The 18350-nt window shown below is 63.0% G+C and carries 18 protein-coding genes; 8 read left to right on the top strand and 10 right to left on the bottom strand.

All coding sequences use genetic code 11. The features are described 5' to 3' along the window. The first annotated feature begins 3 nt into the window (after positions 1-3). Both OUZ45_RS04650 and OUZ45_RS04655 read left to right on the top strand, forming a co-directional pair. Complete coding sequence (locus tag OUZ45_RS04650; protein ID WP_266168753.1) at positions 4-2010, top strand: S1 family peptidase; 2007 nt, start codon at positions 4-6, stop codon at positions 2008-2010. A 74-nt stretch (positions 2011-2084) separates the two neighbouring features. After that, positions 2085-2933: an alpha/beta hydrolase gene (locus OUZ45_RS04655; RefSeq protein ID WP_266168754.1), complete on the top strand. Its 849-nt coding sequence runs from the start codon at positions 2085-2087 to the stop codon at positions 2931-2933. Between the two features lie 238 nt (positions 2934-3171). Here the strand turns inward: OUZ45_RS04655 and OUZ45_RS04660 are convergent, their stop codons facing one another. From OUZ45_RS04660 to OUZ45_RS04670, 3 genes are read right to left on the bottom strand one after another with little or no spacing between them, the layout of a single operon-like run. Further along, a complete protein-coding gene (locus tag OUZ45_RS04660; RefSeq protein ID WP_266168755.1) occupies positions 3172-3939 on the bottom strand; it encodes a LytR/AlgR family response regulator transcription factor in 768 nt (255 codons plus the stop codon). After that, positions 3939-5096 carry a sensor histidine kinase gene (locus OUZ45_RS04665; RefSeq protein ID WP_266168756.1) on the bottom strand — a complete coding sequence of 386 codons (1158 nt, stop codon included), beginning with the start codon at positions 5094-5096 and terminating at the stop codon, positions 3939-3941. The genes OUZ45_RS04660 and OUZ45_RS04665 overlap by 1 nt, the downstream gene beginning before the upstream one ends. Before the next feature lie 34 nt (positions 5097-5130). Then, positions 5131-5616, bottom strand: a complete 486-nt coding sequence (locus OUZ45_RS04670; RefSeq protein ID WP_266168757.1) for a YybH family protein — start codon at positions 5614-5616, stop codon at positions 5131-5133. A 564-nt stretch (positions 5617-6180) separates the two neighbouring features. On the opposite strand from OUZ45_RS04670, the gene OUZ45_RS04675 reads away from it, so the two are divergent. Then, the gene (locus OUZ45_RS04675; RefSeq protein WP_266168758.1) at positions 6181-7020 is read left to right on the top strand and encodes a transporter; all 840 of its coding nucleotides are present in this window, start codon (positions 6181-6183) and stop codon (positions 7018-7020) included. 49 nt (positions 7021-7069) lie between these two features. Next, positions 7070-7546, top strand: coding sequence for a YybH family protein (locus OUZ45_RS04680; protein WP_266168759.1), 477 nt, complete (start codon positions 7070-7072; stop codon positions 7544-7546). 224 nt (positions 7547-7770) lie between these two features. Here the strand turns inward: OUZ45_RS04680 and OUZ45_RS04685 are convergent, their stop codons facing one another. Next, positions 7771-8739, bottom strand: coding sequence for a helix-turn-helix transcriptional regulator (locus OUZ45_RS04685; protein ID WP_266168760.1), 969 nt, complete (start codon positions 8737-8739; stop codon positions 7771-7773). Between the two features lie 85 nt (positions 8740-8824). On the opposite strand from OUZ45_RS04685, the gene OUZ45_RS04690 reads away from it, so the two are divergent. Further along, a complete protein-coding gene (locus OUZ45_RS04690) occupies positions 8825-9463 on the top strand; it encodes a LysE family translocator (RefSeq protein WP_266168761.1) in 639 nt (212 codons plus the stop codon). 541 nt (positions 9464-10004) lie between these two features. Here the strand turns inward: OUZ45_RS04690 and OUZ45_RS04695 are convergent. Beyond that, positions 10005-10505 (bottom strand): DUF3224 domain-containing protein, encoded by a 501-nt coding sequence (locus OUZ45_RS04695; protein WP_323137521.1) that lies wholly within the window; start codon positions 10503-10505, stop codon positions 10005-10007. Between the two features lie 110 nt (positions 10506-10615). Here OUZ45_RS04695 and OUZ45_RS04700 point away from each other — a divergent pair, with 110 nt between their 5' ends. Further along, positions 10616-11422, top strand: a complete 807-nt coding sequence (locus OUZ45_RS04700) for a helix-turn-helix transcriptional regulator (protein WP_266168762.1) — start codon at positions 10616-10618, stop codon at positions 11420-11422. A 49-nt stretch (positions 11423-11471) separates the two neighbouring features. On the opposite strand, the gene OUZ45_RS04705 is transcribed toward OUZ45_RS04700, so the two are convergent. Then, positions 11472-12386 carry a LysR substrate-binding domain-containing protein gene (locus OUZ45_RS04705; protein WP_266168763.1) on the bottom strand — a complete coding sequence of 305 codons (915 nt, stop codon included), beginning with the start codon at positions 12384-12386 and terminating at the stop codon, positions 11472-11474. Between the two features lie 169 nt (positions 12387-12555). On the opposite strand from OUZ45_RS04705, the gene OUZ45_RS04710 reads away from it, so the two are divergent. Then, a complete protein-coding gene (locus OUZ45_RS04710; RefSeq protein WP_266168764.1) occupies positions 12556-13257 on the top strand; it encodes a pirin family protein in 702 nt (233 codons plus the stop codon). Positions 13258-13429: 172 nt separating this feature from the next. Here OUZ45_RS04710 and OUZ45_RS04715 read toward each other — a convergent pair whose 3' ends face one another. Beyond that, entirely contained in the window at positions 13430-14320 is an 891-nt protein-coding gene (locus OUZ45_RS04715; protein WP_266168765.1) for a LysR family transcriptional regulator, read from the bottom strand. 97 nt (positions 14321-14417) lie between these two features. Here OUZ45_RS04715 and OUZ45_RS04720 point away from each other — a divergent pair, with 97 nt between their 5' ends. Then, entirely contained in the window at positions 14418-15392 is a 975-nt protein-coding gene (locus OUZ45_RS04720) for a zinc-binding dehydrogenase (protein ID WP_266168766.1), read from the top strand. A 106-nt stretch (positions 15393-15498) separates the two neighbouring features. Here the strand turns inward: OUZ45_RS04720 and OUZ45_RS04725 are convergent, their stop codons facing one another. The 3 genes from OUZ45_RS04725 to OUZ45_RS04735 all read right to left on the bottom strand — a co-directional run bounded on the left by OUZ45_RS04725 (position 15499) and on the right by OUZ45_RS04735 (position 18312). Then, positions 15499-15912 (bottom strand): DoxX family protein, encoded by a 414-nt coding sequence (locus tag OUZ45_RS04725; protein ID WP_266168767.1) that lies wholly within the window; start codon positions 15910-15912, stop codon positions 15499-15501. Positions 15913-16319: 407 nt separating this feature from the next. Then, positions 16320-17744, bottom strand: coding sequence for a nitrilase-related carbon-nitrogen hydrolase (locus OUZ45_RS04730; RefSeq protein WP_266168768.1), 1425 nt, complete (start codon positions 17742-17744; stop codon positions 16320-16322). After that, the gene (locus tag OUZ45_RS04735) at positions 17728-18312 is read right to left on the bottom strand and encodes a TetR/AcrR family transcriptional regulator (protein ID WP_266168769.1); all 585 of its coding nucleotides are present in this window, start codon (positions 18310-18312) and stop codon (positions 17728-17730) included. Before OUZ45_RS04735 ends, OUZ45_RS04730 begins: the two co-directional genes overlap by 17 nt. Positions 18313-18350: the final 38 nt, after the last annotated feature.

Genomic DNA, 18350 nt, shown 5'->3' on the forward strand with positions numbered 1-18350 from the left:
TGTATGCTCAAGACGAAGAGGTGGGTTGGGCGAGGCGAAGGATTGGCCTCGGCTTCGGTGCGCTGGATCGCAGCGCTCGTCATTGGCTTTGGCGCCGCATCCTCCGCCACCGCCGCCAGCCTGGACGCAGCCCTGCTGCCGAAGATCCAGGCCGCTACGTTTGAAGTGGTCGCCGCCAAGCCGGTCGACGATCCGCTCACTTACGAAAAGCGCTTGCCGCTGGAGCTGCTCCCTTATCAGGAGCGCAACGACAAGTACTACTCGATCGGCACCGCCTTCGCGATCGGGCATAACCGCTACGTTACGGCAGGCCATGTCTTGCTTGCCGGTGTCGGCAGCCTATGGGGTGCGCCGTCGCTGCGCGACGCCAGCGGTCATGTCTACGCCATCGACAAGGTGGAAAAGTTCGACCTGCGCAAAGACTTCGTGGTGTTCTCGCTGGCCAGCGACCCCGCATCGGCCGCGCTGGATGTGGACACCGCGCCCGTGTTGAATCAGGAGATCTATGCCGTCGGCAATGCGCTTGGCACCGGCGTGGTGATCCGCGACGGCTTGTACACCTCCGACACGCCCGAGCAGCAGGATGGTGTCTGGAAATGGATGCGCTTCTCCGCCGCGGCGTCGCCGGGCAACAGCGGCGGCCCGCTGCTCAACAAGGAAGGCAAAGTCATCGGCGTGGTGCTGATGAAATCCGCCAACGAAAACCTCAATTACGCGCTGCAGATGGGCGAGGTGTTGAATGCGCCCGGTCAGGGGGTGATCGACAGGCGCACGCCCTTCGGGTTCGACGCGTTCGATACCACGCTCAGCAATACCTTCAAGGCGCAGTTTCCGTTGCCGTTGAGCCTGGCCCGGTTCTACGAGACCTACGACAAACTCAACAACGCCTATGTCGACTCGCAGCTCAAGGAAATCCTCGCCAAGGATACGGATCGGTTGTTTCCACGTGGCAGCGGCGCCAATCGTCTGCTGTATGGCGGCCCCAAGCTCAATACCATTCCGGCTTTGATCGTGCGTAACGGCAATGGCGACTGGGGTTTGTCATTGCGACAAGGGACCAAGGTGCCGCTGGCGGCGAATGGCTATCTGGCGAGCGGTGCGGCCGGGCATAGCGTGATGGTTCACTTGCGTCGACCGGACAACATGCCGGCCAGCAAGCTCTATTCGGACCCAAGCGTGTTGGCGAGCCAGCTGGTGAAGCTGGGGCCGCTGACGCGTACGGTCGGCTCCGAGGAAATCAAGATCAACAATTTAGGCAAGCCCGCCACCAGCACCACGCACACCGATGCGTGGCAGCGTCATTGGCAGGTGTACGTATGGCCGATGGCCTTCGGCAACATCAATATCGTCGTCTTCGCGCTGCCGGTGCCGGATGGCTACGCCATCATGATGCGCCCTGCGCCGGCCGGCGACACTTACGACCATCTGAGCGATATGCGTGCCCTCACGGACTTCGTCTCCGTCGCCTACGAAGGCACCCTGGCACAGTGGAAAGAGTTCCAGCAGAACACCGCCCTGCTGCCCGCTGCGCTGAAGGACGTCCGCATTGCGGCGGACTACCAGCATCGCTTCAGCTATGCCTCAAAGCGCGTCAGCTTCTCCTACACGCCGGAGTTGCAGAAGATCGAGCCGGACAGCGTGCTCACCCTCGGCTTCGGTTTTCTGCCCGAGCGCGGCAAAGTGGTGTGGGATGTGGATGCCGTGCGGGTCAGGGTGAATGCGCAGGATCCGGATCGCGTCGATATCCAGCGCAACATCGCTCCACCCGCCGATCTCGACGACAGCTTCAAGAGCGAGTGGAACAAGATGGTGCAGCGCCAGCATCCCTTCGAGGGTGTGGCCTACGGCGCGAACGGCGAAACGCGCGTCGCGCGTACCGTCGACGCCTCCGGCGGTACGCCAGGCGTGCTGTACACCGCCTTCTATGGCGTGGCCGGCACCCAATCGCAGGACGCGATGAAGCCCAAGCTCGACCTGCTGCTCAAGGATATTCAGATCACCGAGCATTGAATCGCGGGTGACGGATCGGCGACGCTACCAAGCGATCGCCGATCCAGCGGCGACACAACGACACGAGTCAGGCCATGCAGGCATTCACGGAGAGCACGATCACAACGAGCCGGGTCACCATGCCCGACGGACGCCAGCTGGCGGTGCGCGACTGGTCGCATGCCAAGATGCGCGGCGCCGTGCTGATCGTGCACGGCCTCGGCGAGCACAGCGGGCGCTATCAGCGGCTGGCGCAATGGTTCCACACGCGCGGTTACGCCGTGCGCAGTTACGACCAGCGCGGTCATGGGCAGAGCGACGGCCAGCGCGGCGCACTGGATCATCCTGACGATCTGCTCGAAGACCTGGCCGTCGTCTACAACCAGTACGCCGCGAATCTGCCGGTGCGGCCGCTGCTGCTGGGCCACAGCATGGGTGGCCTGGTGGCCGCCCGCTGCGTGCTGGACCGGCGCATCACACCACCCGCCTTGATGCTGTCCTCGCCGGCCTTCCGTTGCCACGAACCGGCATGGCTGCAGCGACTTGCCGGCCTGCTGGCCAAGACGGTGCCGCGCCTGCCACTGAGCAACGGACTCAAGCTGGACAAGCTCTCCCACGATACACAGACCGCGGCCGACTACCGCACCGATCCGCTATGCCATAACCGCATCACGCCGCGCATGGCCGATTTCATCTTCCGTACCGGCGCCAGCAGCATCGCCGATGCCAGCCGGCTAAGCATGCCCACGCTGTTGCTGGTATCCGGCCCCGACGGCCTGGTCGACTCCTCCGGCAGCCGCGACTTCGCCAGCGCCGCCTGGGCCGGCAACCACCTCACCACGCGCTTTTTCGACACGCTCTATCACGAGCTGTTCAACGAAGCCGAACCGGGACGCAGCCAGGTGTTGAAGCAACTCGGCGACTGGCTGCAGAAACTGCCCTAACCGGCAACCAGGGACAAATCGCAAAGGCATGCATCCGCTCCAGTGCCGTGCGCTTCGGCCTCAGTGGCCATGCTCGGCATGGCTGACAGGAAGTACTTCCGCTGGAAGGAAATGGCTTGACCTGATTGGCGTTGAATCTCAGCTGGAGCGGTTTTCTCCTCCCCCTGCAAGCAAGGGAGGGAGCAAACAGCTCGCACAGCTGAGATTCAACGCCAATCAGGTGAAGCCAGGGTGCCGATCATTCGCCCGAGATCGACCCACCTTGCAGCACCTTCTGCAGCGCCTCTGCGTAAGTACGGCTGGCGCGTAGCGGCGTGCCGTCGCGCAGGCGAAGCATCGCGTCGCGATTTGCCAGCGGTCGCAGCTCGCTGACCCGGTCGACGCGCACGATGGCGGACCGATGCACACGCATGAAGCAGGCGGGATCCAGTCGGGTCGCCAGGCGATGCAGTGGTTCGCGTACCAGGTGTACCTGGGCGCCGACATGCAGGGCGGCATAGCTGCCATCGGCTTCGATCCAGTCGATCTCCGCCACATCGACGAACAGCAGGCGTTGTCCGAGGCGCACGGTGAAGCGTTGCGGATAGATCGTTGCCTGGTGGGACGGCATCAAAGAGCCGTCCGCCGCCGCCCGGTCGCGCGCGCGATGCCGGAAAGCCTGCCGTGCGCGATCCAGCGCATCAGCAAAACGCTCGTCGTCGATCGGTTTGAGCAGGTAGTCGATCACATGAAGTTCGAAAGCGCGGATGGCGAAACTGTCGTGGGCTGTCAGCAGGATCACCAGTGGCCGCTGCGCTTCGGGAATCGCCGCCAGCAGGTCCAGGCCCGTCACACCCGGCATCTGCACATCGACGAAAGTCAGGTCGGCCGTCGCAGCGGCGAGGCCAGCGATGGCAGACGGCGCATCGTGATACTCGCCGACGACGTGCAGATCCGTATGGCGGGCGAGTCGCGTCAGCACCCCCTCGCGGGCCAGCGGCTCGTCGTCGATCACCGCCACACGCATCAGCGCGATGCCTCCACCGCATGGGTCAGCCGTACGGCATCCATGCGAAACGGCAGCACGATACGCACGAGAAAGGAACCGTCGTCGTGTGAGATCGTCTCGAAACGGTGGCTGTCCAGATACAGGGTTGCGAGCCGTTCGCGCACATTGCGCAGGCCGATCGCGAACGAGGTGCGTGGTTCGGCTTCGTCCGCCGTGGTGGGGGATGGCCCGTCATTGCCAAGCGATATCCGCAGCCACTGCTCGTGGCGCTCGATCCGTATCTCCAGCCTGCCGCGGTCGCTGCGGCAGGCGATGCCGTGGCGGATGGCGTTCTCCACCAGGGGCTGCAGCAGCAGGAACGGCACCATGGCATCGAGCACGTCGGGACCGATCAGCGTGCGCACACTCAGGCGGTCGCCAAGCCGTGCCTTCTCGATCTCAAGATAGGATTCGGTCAGCGCGAGTTCTTCCGCCAGCACCACTTCATGCCGTTCGTCGCGCTCCAGCGTCGCGCGGAGAAAGTCGCCGAGCTGGGTGATCATCTTGCTGGCTTCACGGGAACGCTGGGCGGTGACCAGGGACGAGATGGCGTTGAGCGTGTTGAACAAAAAATGCGGATGCAATTGATAGCGCAGCGCGCGAAGCTCCGCATCCCGGGCCATTGCCACGGCTTGCAATGCGCGCTCCCGCTCCATGCGGTAGGCCGTGTAGTAGTTGACCACCGCATGCATGGCACAAAAGCCGATCAACGCCAACCAGCAGCCGTCCAATCCGCTGAACAGGCGCGGCAGCGAGAACGCGGGGATCAGCTGCCAGTGGAAGGCCATCGCCATGGCGATCGCGTTGTTGATCAAGGAGAGGGCGTAGCTGACCGCGAGCAGTAAAGGGGCGGCCACCCACCACGAGAGCGGCCGGCGCCACAGGCTTCGCTGCATGGCGGCGAGCGGAAAGCACCACACCAGATAGGCCACGCTATAGACGGCGCGGAACGTGTTGGCGCGTCCATGCCCGATGTCGGGCAAGCCCATGATCACCATGCACAGCGATATGGGCAGGGCGACGGCGATGGATACCCAGAAAGGCGGACAACTCCGTGCCGCCTCCACGGGAGGCAGCCGGAGCATGGCAGCCGGCGTATCGGCAGCAGCGAGTTCGTTAGCCGGCTTTGCCGACATGGCGCAAGACCTTCAACCGCGGGAGGCCCGCACTTTAGCGTTTTGGAGCGGCGCTGATGGAGTAGAGCATCGAGCTGATTTTCCAGCCGTCATCCGTGCGAACCAGTTGCCAGGTTTCCTTGCCGTCGTTGTTGAGCTGGCCGCCGGTCAGAAACACAAAATCGAAACTGACCGAGGCCACGGCGTCATTGGCGTCGATGCGCACGTTGGAGAACTTCTCCTCGATTGGCTCCTTACTGCTGCCGACAAATTTGACGAACTCCTTGTAGTCGGCCGTCTTGAAGCGAGGCGCACCGGGCTTCTTTGCGGCCATCTGGTGATAGGCATCCTCGGACAGCGCAGCCATCCAGGCGGTCTGGTTGGGCAGGAACAGTGCGTCCATCGCTTTTGCATCCTTGGCGAGGATCGCGGCCTGGAAGTCGTCTACCACCTTTTGTACCTGGGCGACGGCCTCGACTTGCGAGGCATGTACGTTCGCGACGCCAGCAAGACTGATGACAAGAAGCAGGGGACGCAGCATGACAAACTCCGTGAGGTGTGAGGTGCTGCCGACTATTGAGTAGCGCCCGCGGGAAGCGAAGAGAAATGCCGTGAAGCGTTCGCTGGATGTGGCGAACCGTTTGGCTGTGTCCTATCCGGGGGCGCGTTCACTGTCCTGATTCGCCCGCATTGCCGGATGTGATCGCAGTCAGAAGACGCAAGAAGCGGAGTGTCTTTGTCATGGCAGGACGTGGATCATGTGCGCTTTCCGGTCCGTGGCGGCGGTGCGTCTTCTGGCACATGCGCGCGGTCGTGTCCGCGCTGCCTACTTCGCGGTCGGATCGGCCTGTCGATAACCGTCGCTCTTGTAAGGGGATGTTGCGTGCGTAGTGGAGCTTTGTTTCGAGGTCCTGCAGGGCTGCCAACGTGGTGTGGTGTGATCGCACTCAGGAGCGTGCGGACATGTTTCTTGGCTTGCGCTCTCGCGCTTCCCGCTTTCGCCGCAGCGCAAAGCGCGTCACCCGTCGACAGTTCCGCGACAGCTTCGTCGGCGCCGACGTCATCCGATCGCCAGTCGCGCGATAACGCCTGGTGGACCGGCCCCATGCTGGCGAACTCGGCGGCGACGTTGCCGCAGGGGCATTACCTCATTGAGCCCTATCTGTTCGACGTGCATACGCCGCATGGGAATGGCTTCGGCTCGCTGACGTATATCAACTACGGCCTCGCGGATCGGCTGACGGTCGGCTTGATTCCGGTGTTCGGCTACAACCGGGTCGACGGTGGGCCGAACGCTTCCGGCATCGGCATGGGCGATCTCAGCGTGCTGGCGCAATATCGGCTCACGCAGTTTCAGGAAGGCAGCTGGTTGCCGACCATCTCGGTCCAGCTGGAGGAAACCTTTCCCACCGGCAAGTACGACCGTCTGCATAACCGTCCCGCTGATGCGCAAGGCAGTGGTGCCTACACCACCATCGTGCAGATCAACACGCAGACGTATTTCTGGATGCCCAGCGGACGCATCCTGCGTACGCGCTTCAACGTGTCGCAGGCGTTTTCGCGGCGAGTGGACGTGACGGACGTCAGCGTCTATGGCACGGGCCAGGGTTTCCGCGGGCACGCCAAGCCGGGCAGTTCGTTCTATGCCAATGCGGCCTGGGAATACAGCGTGACGCAGAATTGGGTGCTGGCACTGGATCTGACTTACCGCCACAACCGCAATACGCGGGTGACCGGCACCGACACTTCCGATCCGCTCGGCCTGCCCGGGCAGCAGGAAGTTCGCTCGAATTCCGGGCCCAGCGTCGCGTTCGCCTTTGCGCCGGCCATCGAGTACAACCTCAGCGCCAACGTCGGCGTGTTGTTCGGCACGCGTGTGATCCTGGGCAACCGTCGCACCACCCGTTCCGTCACTCCGGCGCTGGCGATCAACTACGTGCATTGAATGCGCGGCCGAGGGATGCTCTGATCTATTCGACAGAGAGGGGGTCTACATGAAGTCAGGAACGTTTTCCCGATGGGTCGGCGTGTTGCTGCTTGCCGTGAGCCTTGCGAGTTTCGCCGCCTCGCCGCCCGCCGCGACTGACGACGCTACAGCGATACGACAGGTGATGGCGGCTCAGGAGGCGGCGTGGAATCGCGGCGACGTCGATGCCTTCATGCAGGCTTATAAGGATTCGCCGGATACCACCTTCATCGGTTCCCGGGTGCGCAAGGGCTATCAGCCGATCCTGGAGAATTACCGCAAGAACTACGCCTCGAAAGCGCAGATGGGCACGTTGTCGTTTTCCGACATCGACGTGCGCTTGCTGCCTTGTGCGGATGGCCACACGCAGTACGCGGCGGTGACGGGACGTTTCCATCTGGAGCGCAGCAGTCATGGCGACGCCGCCAAGGACGACGGTGTCTATCTGTTGCTCTGGGAGAAGACCGGGGACGGCTGGAAGATGATCATGGATCACAGCAGCTGATTCGTTGCGCTGCCTGATTGGCGTCAGGTATCAGCGATGCAAGCTTTGCCCCTCCCCTTGCTTGCGACGCAAAGCTAGTCCCGTGGGACAGGGGAGGCCGGGAGGGGGTAAGCCCTTGCGAAAACCTCTCCCGAAACGCCTTCTCAAGGGCTTACCCCTCCCCAGCCCTCCCCTGCAAGCAAGGGAGGGGGCCAACAGCTCGTGTCGCTGAGACCCGACGCGGATCAGGCATGGCTCTGCGCGCTGCTTCCTGACAACCGATTCAACCGCTGCGATAACACACGCAACGCATCCCGCAGTTCCGCCGGCTGCCGGATGCTGAAATCAAACGGTTGCCGTGCCAGTTGGCGTGCGAGCCAATCGAGTTCGTCCACTTGTGCGCGCAGCAGCACGCCTTCTTCCACCGGTTCGAACAGGCCCATGCTGCCGCCCAGCCGTTCGAGCGCATCCTGCAAGGTGGTGTGCAGCACGATCTCAGCGGTGATCGAGCGCGGCAGCGTGGCGATGCTGAAAGTAAGGTGCGCCACGGCATCGAAATTGGCCGGGCGTACGAAGACGGCATCGAGCATTTTCACATCGGTCACGCGATCGAGCCGGAACGAACGCAGTCCTTTGCGCAGATGGCACATGCCCACCACGTACCACTGGCCGCCGCGATGCGCGAGGCCGTAGGGATCGATCTCGCGCTCCGTCTCGTCGCCCTCCGCGGAGCGATAGCGCATATGCACGCGTCGATACTGCTGTGCCGCGGTGCTCAGGGTGAACAGGGTTTCGCTGGCGCCGGCGGCGGAAGAGCGCGACAGATCCAGCATCACCGTGTCCGCTACCGCGCGTGTGCGGCCCTTGAGCCGCTCCGGCATCACCCGTTCCAGCTTCGCCTGCGCGCTGGCGACGGCGGCGGAGGCTTCGGTGAGCCCCATGCTGCGCGCCGCGAGCAAACCGATCGACAGCGCGAGCGCTTCGTCGTCGGTGAACATCATGGGCGGTAGCTTGAAGCCCGCCACCAATAGATAAGCGCCATAGCGACCGCGCTCGGCGGTGATCGGGATGCCGATCTCCTCCAGCGTCGCGATGTAGCGGCGCACCGTGCGCGTATCCACATCGAGCCGGCGCGCGATCTCCGCACCGCTGATCCGCCGGTGCGTCTGCAGCAGTTCGAGTACGGCCAGGGCGCGGGTGGTGGGGTGGTACATGGCGCGGAGCATAGCCAACAAACAGGGCTAAAGGCGTCCTGATTACTTCGTAGGCTGCGCCTGTTCTCCCATAAGGCGCCGCACCATGATTCCCTCCGTACAACTGGGCCTGTTCTTCCTATTGGTGCTGGGCATCATCGTCCTGCCCGGATTGGATATGGCGTATGTGTTGGGCAGTTCGCTCATGGGCGGACGCCGCAGCGGGCTGGCCGCGGTCGGCGGCATCATGGCGGGCGGGGTCTGCCATGTGGTGATGGCGACGCTGGGCATTAGCGTGGTGTTGCAACTCTGGCCTGGCGCATTCAACGCGGTGCTGTGGGTAGGGGCTGCCTATGTCGCGTGGATTGGCTATGCGATCTGGCGCAGCGATGGCACCTTTTTGCCGACAGCTGCGGCGGAACGCCATTCGCGCTGGGTGATCTTCCGCCGCGGCGCGATGACCTGTTTGCTCAATCCCAAGGCCTACCTATTCATGCTGGCGGTGTTCCCGCAATTCATGCGGCGCGGGAACGGGCCGCTATGGTTGCAGGCCGTGGTGCTGGGCATCGTCATCGCCCTCACTCAGTTGGCCGTGTATGGACTGCTTGCCTGCACCGCCGGTGGTGCGCAGGGTTGGCTGGCGGCGCGGCCAGCCTATAGTAGGGCAGTGGGTCGAATAGTGGGCGCGTTGCTGATGGTGATGGCGGTCGTGACGATGAGTGAAGGGGTTCGGCGGCTTCTATAACGCGCTTCGCTTCCTCTCCCCATACGGGGAGAGGGTTGGGGTGAGGGGCGAGTGCTCGCATGAGCATGGCTCTTTGCCTTCGCCTCCTCTCCCCTCCGGGGAGAGGATTGAGGTAGGGGGTGCTCGCGATAACCTCTCACTGTCGTCACCCCGGCGAAGGCCGGGGTCCAGTGGCGTTGCCGCTTCGATGTTCGCGTTATCGCGACCTGGTTCGCCTGCCGCGGGCTTTCGAACCGCTGCCGCGGTCCGAGTCACTTTTCTCTGTTTGGCCAGAGAAAAGTAACCAAAAGAGAGGCCACCCCGGTTCCGCGCCCTCCGGCTTCGCCTGCGGGTCCGTGAGGGCTGGCCGGGCCTGCTCTTAGATGGCATGGGGACACGACGTCCCTGTCGTGTCGAAAAGGCATCGACGTCCTGTCGATGCCCCCTTCGGGGCCTGATCGTCCACCCCTCACCGCTGCACAGGGGCCCGGAGATCAAGAGCAAACCCAGAGCAGGAGCAAACCCAGAGCGCGAGCAAACCCAGAGCAAGGGCGGTTTGGCTCTATGGCAGCGTGTAATCGAACGTGTATGAGTGATTGCCTGCGCTATCGATATGGATCATCAGCGAACCACTCAGCCCCACCAGTTCGCCCGTTCCGGAATCCGGCACTACGGTCACCGATAGCTGGGGCGCACCACGATGCATCGTGCCGCTGTGCTGGAACACGAAGCTGCCGTGTTTGCCATGCAGGGTGCCGGTGACCCGCTCCAGCGCGACATAGCCGGCCGACCCTTTGGTTTCCGTCATCACGGCCAGCATCTCGCCCAGGCTGGTGCCGTCCAGGTCGCCGTGAAAGCGTTTGTCGATGGTCTGCCGACCGAGATTTGCGGTTTCGATGCCGGGTGCTGCCGGCTGTAGTGTCAGCTTGACCTCGAAATCGCCTTTGGCGTGCATCATGGTGGTTTCCTTGGAAGTGGGTTGGGCGCCGGCATGGGCTGGCATCAATACGGCGAAGCACAGGGTCGCGATGATCGCAGTCAGCGGGGGATATCGGATAGGCATGGGTGGCTTCATGGTGTGGCGCGGCGAGCCTCGCCGCCTTGAGCTAACTACAACAGGATGGGCGAACCGGTGATTGGAAAAATGCGACAGCGCACTCTGGGGCAGCAGATATGAGTAGCGATGCCGGCAAGCCGCGCGGCGTGCTGCGGTCGCGATTGGAGCAAGGCAGCTACCAGCACGCCCGTCGCCTGCCTGGCGCCGCGCTGGCAGGGCTGGTGGAACACTATTGGTTTGTCGCTTGGGATTTGCGCGGGTTGCCGGCACAAACCCAGGAGACCCTGCCCCATCCCAACGTGCAGCTGGTGATCGAGCCGCCGCGGGCGCGCATCTATGGCGTGCATAGCGGACGCTTTACGCGGGTGCTCGAAGGACAAGGCCGCGTATTCGGCATCAAGTTCAAGGCCGGCGGTTTCCATCCCTTTTTGGGTGCCTCCGTGTCCGCGCTAATGGACGGATCGCTCGCGGTGCCGGAGGTGTTCGGTACCGGTTCCGAGGTGCTTGAAGACGCGGTGCTAGCCAGCGAAGACTTCGATGCGATGATCGCCGCCGCCGAACGCTTTCTGCTGGATCGTCTGCCACCCTTCGATGCGACGGTCGAACGCGTCAGCGCCCTCGTTGCCAGTATTGTCGACGATCGCAGCATCACCACCGTCGAACATCTGTGCGAACAGGCCGGCATGAGCACGCGCGCCTTGCAGCGCCTGTTCCAGCAATACGTCGGCATCAGCCCTAAATGGGTGATCAACCGCTACCGCCTGCACGAGGCCATCGCGCAACTGCAAGAGGGTAAGCCGATAGCCTGGGCCGATCTGGCGCTGGCGCTGGGCTACTTCGACCAGGCCCATTTCATTCGGGACTTCCGCAAGCTGGTGGGGCGTACACCGGCGGAGTACGCACGAGCGGAAGGCAGAGCCTAGCTCTCCATAGCAGCGCATCCTGTGCGCGCCCACAGAACTGTGAGCGCTGCTAACAGGACAAAGACAGCAATCGATCCAGCGTGCCGGGCCGTCGCGCGCGATCAATCCACCAGCGTAGAGCCGCACCGTCTTCGCCCGTGCGCCAGACCAGATAGAAGGTCTCCGCCGGCTTGGGTTCTTCCACCTCTTTCACGATCAACTCGCCCGCGCGTATCGCTGCGCGCACGTAAGGTTCCGGCAGAAAGCCGAAGCCGAGGCCGGCGCGCTGGTATTCGTATTTGCTGCGCATGTCGGGCACGGTCAGCGCATCCTGACCGAACAGCAGGCCGACCGTGCGCGAGACGAGTTTGCGCGCCGAGTCGCCTACAGCGATCGCGCGGTGCTGTTGCAGATCCAGCTTGCTCAGCGTGCGGGGGATGTCCGCCAGCGGATGGCTTGGCGCCACCACGAAGACGAATGGCATCACGCCCATCGGCTCTGCAATGTAGCCGCCGCCCGAGGGGCCTTCGCCCGCGGCGCCAATGAGCAGATCAGCACGGCGTTCGAGCAATGACTCCCAGGTACCGGACAAAGCCTCTTGCCCGATGCGCAGGCGCGTGCGATCGGCCACCCCGTAGAACGCCTCCACATCGGCCTGCAAAGCCATCGGCGCGAACAGCGAATCGATGCCGATGGCGAACTCCGTCTCCCAGCCGGAGGCGACGCGGCGCACGCGCGCTTCCAGATCCTGCGCGGCGCGCAATAGATGCCGACCCTCCTTCAGCAGTTCCTGCCCGGCGCGGGTGAGTGACACCTTGGGGCCGGAGCGCTCGAACACCGTCACGCCGAGATCCTCCTCCAGTTTGGCCACGGTGTAGGAGATGGTGGAGGGCACGCGATGCAGCTCCTTGCCTGCAGCGGCGAACGAGCCGCGGCGGTCGATGGCGTCGAGGATTTGCAGGGCGTCGAGACTGAGTCGGAGCATTCGAAAAATTCGATGATAGGGCGGCAATCTTTCCGCTTTTTGCAGCGGAATCAGGAGCTCATACTCTGCGCATCGAAGGTCGATGGCAAGAACGTTGCGGGTCTAAGGGGTTAGTCCCCATGACCACCAAGCCATCGATTCCATTGCACATAACCCCAGGAGGTGCCCCATGTTGCAGGTACGTAAGAGCGAAGAGCGCGGTCTGGCCGAGCATGGCTGGCTGTCGTCACGCCACACCTTTTCGTTTGCCGGGTACTGGGATCCCCAGCACATGGGCTTTGGCCCGCTGCGGGTGATCAACGAAGACCGCGTGCAAGGCGGCCAGGGTTTCGGCACGCACAGCCACCAGGACATGGAGATCATTTCCTACGTGCTCGACGGCGCGCTGGAGCACAAGGACAGCCTGGGCACCGGTTCGGTGTTGCGCTACGGCGACGTGCAGCGCATGAGCGCCGGCACCGGCGTGCGCCACAGCGAGTTCAACCACGATGCGGCGGAAACGGTGCACTTCCTGCAGATCTGGGTCATGCCGGAGAAGCAGGGCGTAAAGCCGAGCTACGAAGAGAAGCACTTCGACGAGGCTTCCAAGCGCGGTCAGCTGCGGTTGATCGTGTCGCCGGATGGTCGCGATGGTTCGCTGCGCATGAACCAGGACGCTTATCTCTATGCGTCGATCCTGGACAGCGGCGACAAGCTCACCCACACGTTGGCCTCCGGTCGTCTCGGCTATGTGCATGTGGCCCGCGGCAGCCTCACCGTCAATGGCACACGTTTGAATACCGGCGATGCGCTGCAGATCGAGAACGAAAGCAGCATCACGCTTGAAGCAGCCGAAGCGGCGGAATTGCTGGTGTTCGATCTGCCGCGTTGATGGCTGAGAGTGATCGGGGCGTCCGTAAGGGCGTCCCGTTGTGAGTGAAGGCGATGCCGGTAGCTGCTTCTAGTCAGCTTGACTGATCGTCTGAGAAATCCTTTCCAGGCTATGGATTCTGTTGGCTCTGCGTTGAAGCGTGAGTGCGCTACGCCATCGTTTCATTTAGCCGCTAACTACCGCTGTCCTCACGCAGCCGCGTCCATAGCCGTTGCGCTACCGGGCCATGCGCCACGTCGCGTCGACGGGCGGCATAGTGCGGCAGGGTGGCGCCGCGCAGGTGTTGGCCTTCCAGCGACATGAGTCGGCCGGCGGCCAGATCGTCCGCCAAGAGGTAGGCAGGCATGTGTCCCCAGGCCAGCCCCTGCACGATCAACTCGCGCTTCATCAATTGGTCCGGCACGCTGCATGTGCGCGCACCGTCGATCAGGTAGTAGTTGGCTTCCGATGCGCGCTTGCTCGTGTCGCGGATGACGCATTGCACATAGGGGCGCATATCGTCGGGCGTGAGTGAAGGCGTGATGGGGTGTGCGAGAAAGCCTGGCGCGCAGACGGGCACGAGCTTGACCTCAAACAACGGGATCGACTCGATGACCGGCCATGGCCGGTCCAGATGATGAAAGATCACATCACAGTCGCCATCATGCAGACGCTCCCACGGCCCGCTGATCGCTTCGAAGAGCAGCGTCAGCCGCGTGGCAGCACATGACGCGAAGAAGTGCTTCAACGGCCCCAGTGTGGCCGGCAACGGACACAGGTCGCCCACGACGACGCGCAGCTCCGGCTCCTCGCCGGCGGCGAGCTGTGAGGCCTCGCGGTGCAGGTCGTCGTATTGGCGCAGAAGATGCCGCACGCGCGACAGCAATGCCGTGCCTTCCGCGGTGAGGGCCACGCGATACCCGGAACGATCGAACAGCGTCACGCCGAGCTGATCCTCCAGCGCTTTCACCGCTGAATGCACCGTTGGGTGCGTGCGGTTCAAGCGCGCTGCCGCCGCAGCAAAGCTGCCTTCCGATACCAGCGCCTCAAAACATCGCAGCTGCAACAGGGTGGGCTCTGACATGGTCAATTCCAGCTACATAGTTTGTTGAAACATAGTAATTTTCTGCAAAAGAGTCGATGCCTAGGATGAGGTTTCCCCACCCCATCAGGAGCGACTCATGAAAGCGATCGTCAGAACACGCTTTGGCGGGCCCGACGTGTTGGAAGTGCAAGAGGTGCCGACACCCGCCGTGTTGCCCGGCTGCGTCTTGATCCGCGTGCGCGCGTTCGGCCTGAACCACGCCGAGTTGTATATGCGGCGCGGTGAGTGGGGCGATGTTGCGCCCATCAGCGGTATCGAGTGCGCCGGCATCGTGGAAGCGGATGCCACCGGCCAGCTGCGCCGGGGCCAGACCGTGGTGGCGCTGATGGGTGGCATGGGCCGCGGCATCAATGGCAGCTATGCGGAGTACACCGTCGTACCCGCCACCAACGTGGTGCCCGTCGATACCACGCTCGCATGGGATGCATTGGCCGCCTTGCCGGAGGCCTATTCAGTGGCTTGGACCTGCCTGCATCGCAATCTGGACATCCAGCCCGGTCAGCGACTGGTGGTGCGCGGCGGTACCTCCGCGCTCGGCCAGGCGGCCATCGATATCGCCGCGCAGTCAGGTGCTGAGGTGATGGCCACCACGCGCCAACCGGATCGCGCACCGCTTCTCCGAGCACTGGGCGCCGCCCACGTGATTACCGCAGGGAGCGAACTTGTGCACGCAGCCGGCTGGCCCGGCGGTCCTGTCGATGCCGTGCTCGATTTGCTCGGCAACAGCACCGTGCTCGACTCCCTGCGCACGACGCGCCGGGGAGGACGCGTTTGCCTGGCCGGATTTCTGGGCGGCATGGCTCCGCTCGCTGAATTCAATCCACTCGGCCAGATGCCCAGCGATGTACACCTGAGTTTCTTCGGTAGTTTCAACTTTGGAACACATGCGTTTCCATTGTCGGACGTGCCGATGCAGGCCATCGTCGACCAGGCCGCTTGCGGGGCGTATCGGGGGCGGCCTGCACGCGTGTTCTCACTGGATGAAGTGGCGACCGCTCATGCGGTCATGGAGCGAGGTGAGATGGGCGGAAAGGGAGTGGTGGTGCTTTGACTCGTGGGGGCCGCTTTGGCTGTGTCTTGTCGAGGGGGTGTTTCAAGCCAAACGAAACACATCTCCGAAACACGGAGAAGCCAGCGCGATGCCGCTTGCTGCGGCGTCAGCGCTTGTCGAGGGAATACCTTCCCGGGCCCGTTATGCACAATAGCAACAGTCCACCCACGATGCTGATGTTCTTGTAGAAATTGATCATGCCCCAGTACTGGTCGATACCCGTCATGTTCCAGTACGGGTGGCCGATGAGCGCCGTGGCAAACGTATAGAACGCGAGAAGGATCGCCAGCGGACGCGTATAGAAGCCGAGCAGGAGTGCGATGCCGACAACGAACTCCATCAGCACCGCGATGATCGTCGCCAGCGCTGGCGCCGGCAAACCGGTCGACGTCATATAGGTCACGGTGGTGGAGAAGTCCGCGATCTTCATCCCGCCGAACGTCAAGAACAGGATCATCAAAAGAATGCGGGCGACGAGAAGCAGTTCGTCCTTGCGGTTTTCAAATAACGTGTAGCGCATGATTTCTTCCCCAAGCCGTTAAAGTCGGTGCTGCGGATAGACATGCTGTTGATCAGGGCTCGCCGGGTATTTCGTTGCGACACCCGGCGATGGAGTTGCCCCTCGAACGGGCTGGTAGGGCGATTCGAGGTGCCTTTCCATTGCGGGTCGGCTAGCTCCATCGGTTACGGATATTACGCCGTTCCCGTTATGTGGAGGTGGTCGCCATCGGCCCGATTCCCCGCTGGGTACCGCCCTCGGCTTCCTTGAGCGCTGCCCGCTCACGACCCGCGGCGGGCCTTACCTATCTAGATCTTACCTATCCAGATCCGGCTACCCGATCCGTGAGGATTTCGGCAAAGCGTTCGGGTTGTTCGATATCGGATCTTTAGGTGCCTGGGGTCGAGAGCAAACAGAAGCGCTTCCATTCATGCATGTGCCTGGCGCGGCAGGAAGGCCAGCGCCAGCCATGCCGCCAAGGCGATCAGGTCGAGCCACGCGAACCAGTCACCCCAGCGCGCATACAGCGTATGGGTTTCGCGTAGCGGTAGATTGCCCGTCAGCTCGGCGTCCTGCCCTTCGCTGGAAGCTTCCGCCACGACGCGACCGCGGTCGTCGCTCAGCGTGAGACGTCCGGAATGGGCGGCACGTGCCATGGCGAAACCATTTTCCACACCGCGCATGATCGCCATGCGGCTATGCAGCCATCCGTCGGCGACGAAATCTGAGGCGGGCACCAGCAGCAGCTGTGCACGACGTGCTGCATAAGCGCGGCTGACGTCGTGGAAATCCATGTCTTTGCAGATCGCCAGCCCGATCCGGGGCGCACCTTCAAGCAAGGTATAGCTATCGCCGGGGAGGTACTCCTCCAGGCCGATGAGCAGATGATGCTTGTTGTAGGTGGCTGGCGACATGGCACCTGGCTGGAACACCATCAGCATGTTGCGCTCGGCACGCGGATCGCCCTTGAAATCCACACCGGTGCCCACGATGAGGCTGCGCTGCTTCGCCAGCGCTGCGAATGCCGGGATGGTGGCATCGGTCGTGCTGAAGGATGTTTCCGAGTTCAGCACGATCTGCGCGCCGGCGTCCGCGAGACGACCGAACGCCTCCATGTAACGCGTTTCCAGTGCCTGCCCTTTTGAACTACTCAGCCCTGGTGCGCCACGCGTATCCAACGACACCAGGCCGATACGCATAGTCGTAGTGGCCGGCGCCTGTAGTCGCCAGCCGCCATAGGCGACGGCAGCTGCGACGCATAGCGCAGCGATGGCGAGCGCTGGCATGCGGCCTCGTTTTGTCGTTTGCGGCGACGTCTGTGCGGCGATGGCAGCCGGCAACAACAACAGGAGGAAGCCGATGCCCCAGAGGCCTGTGACGGCAGCGATCTGGATGATCGCAAGCGCATCCATCTGCGTATAACTGATGTTGAAGAACGTGGCGTGCGGCGACAGCAGGTTGTTGATGTACTCGGCGGCGACCCACAGCGTCGGCACCGCCAAGGTCGCCGCCAGTATGTATCCCCGTAGCAGCAATCGCCGGAACAGCAGTACGCAAAGCGTCAGCATGAGGCTGGGCAAGGCGATGGCATACACGGTCACGAGTAGGGGCAGACCGACGTATATATGGAGATAGGTCCACTGATTGAGCCCGCCGACCGCATAGGCCACAAAAGCGGCCAGCGCGGCCCAGGGGGCGCGGACTCTTGGCGCGAGCCATAGCACCGGTAGCGGAGCAAGCCATGTCAGCCACCACAGCGGGTGCACCCCGCTGCCGAACCACCAGGCCAGCGCGGACAATGCCGTGGCTACCAACCATGCCGGCAGCGCGAAACCTTCAGGCTTTGAGGCCATCGATCAATCTCCCAATGGATTGCTTGTAGAAGGCGCGAAACTGCGCCTCGTCGTAACTGAAGCGCCCGGCGCGATAAAGCGCGATCAAGCCATGCTGCTGTGCCCATAGCGCCATCGTGACGTCGTGCGGGTCGTCTTGTTTCAGCACACCCTTGGCCATGCCTTCGATAACCGCGGCGAGCGCGACATTGAAGGTGGGCGAAAGGCCCGCACGAAAATCCTCGGGATAACGTCGTGCATCATCACGACGCACCGAAAAAGCGTGGTCGAAGAGATGCGGATGCGCCAACGCGTAGTCCAGATAAGGCTCCGCCAACGCCATCAGCCGCGTGAGCACATCAGGGTGCCCTGCGCGGCGCGCCTCCCACTCATGCGCGACAGCATTGAAGCTGTCGTCAGAGAGCCGCTTCAGTAGCGCATCGCGGGTGGGAAAGTGACGGTAGATCGCCATCGGCGTGATGCCCACCGCCTCGGCGACGCGGCGCATGGTCACGGCATCGGCGCCCCCGCGCTCAAACAACTTGTGCGCGGCCCGGAGGATCTTCTCGGCGGTGGTCAAACGTGTCATGTATACAGTGTATACATGAAAATTCCGGCGATGCAATC

It is taken from the genome of Dyella subtropica, assembly GCF_026283965.1.
GTDB lineage: Bacteria > Pseudomonadota > Gammaproteobacteria > Xanthomonadales > Rhodanobacteraceae > Dyella_D > Dyella_D subtropica.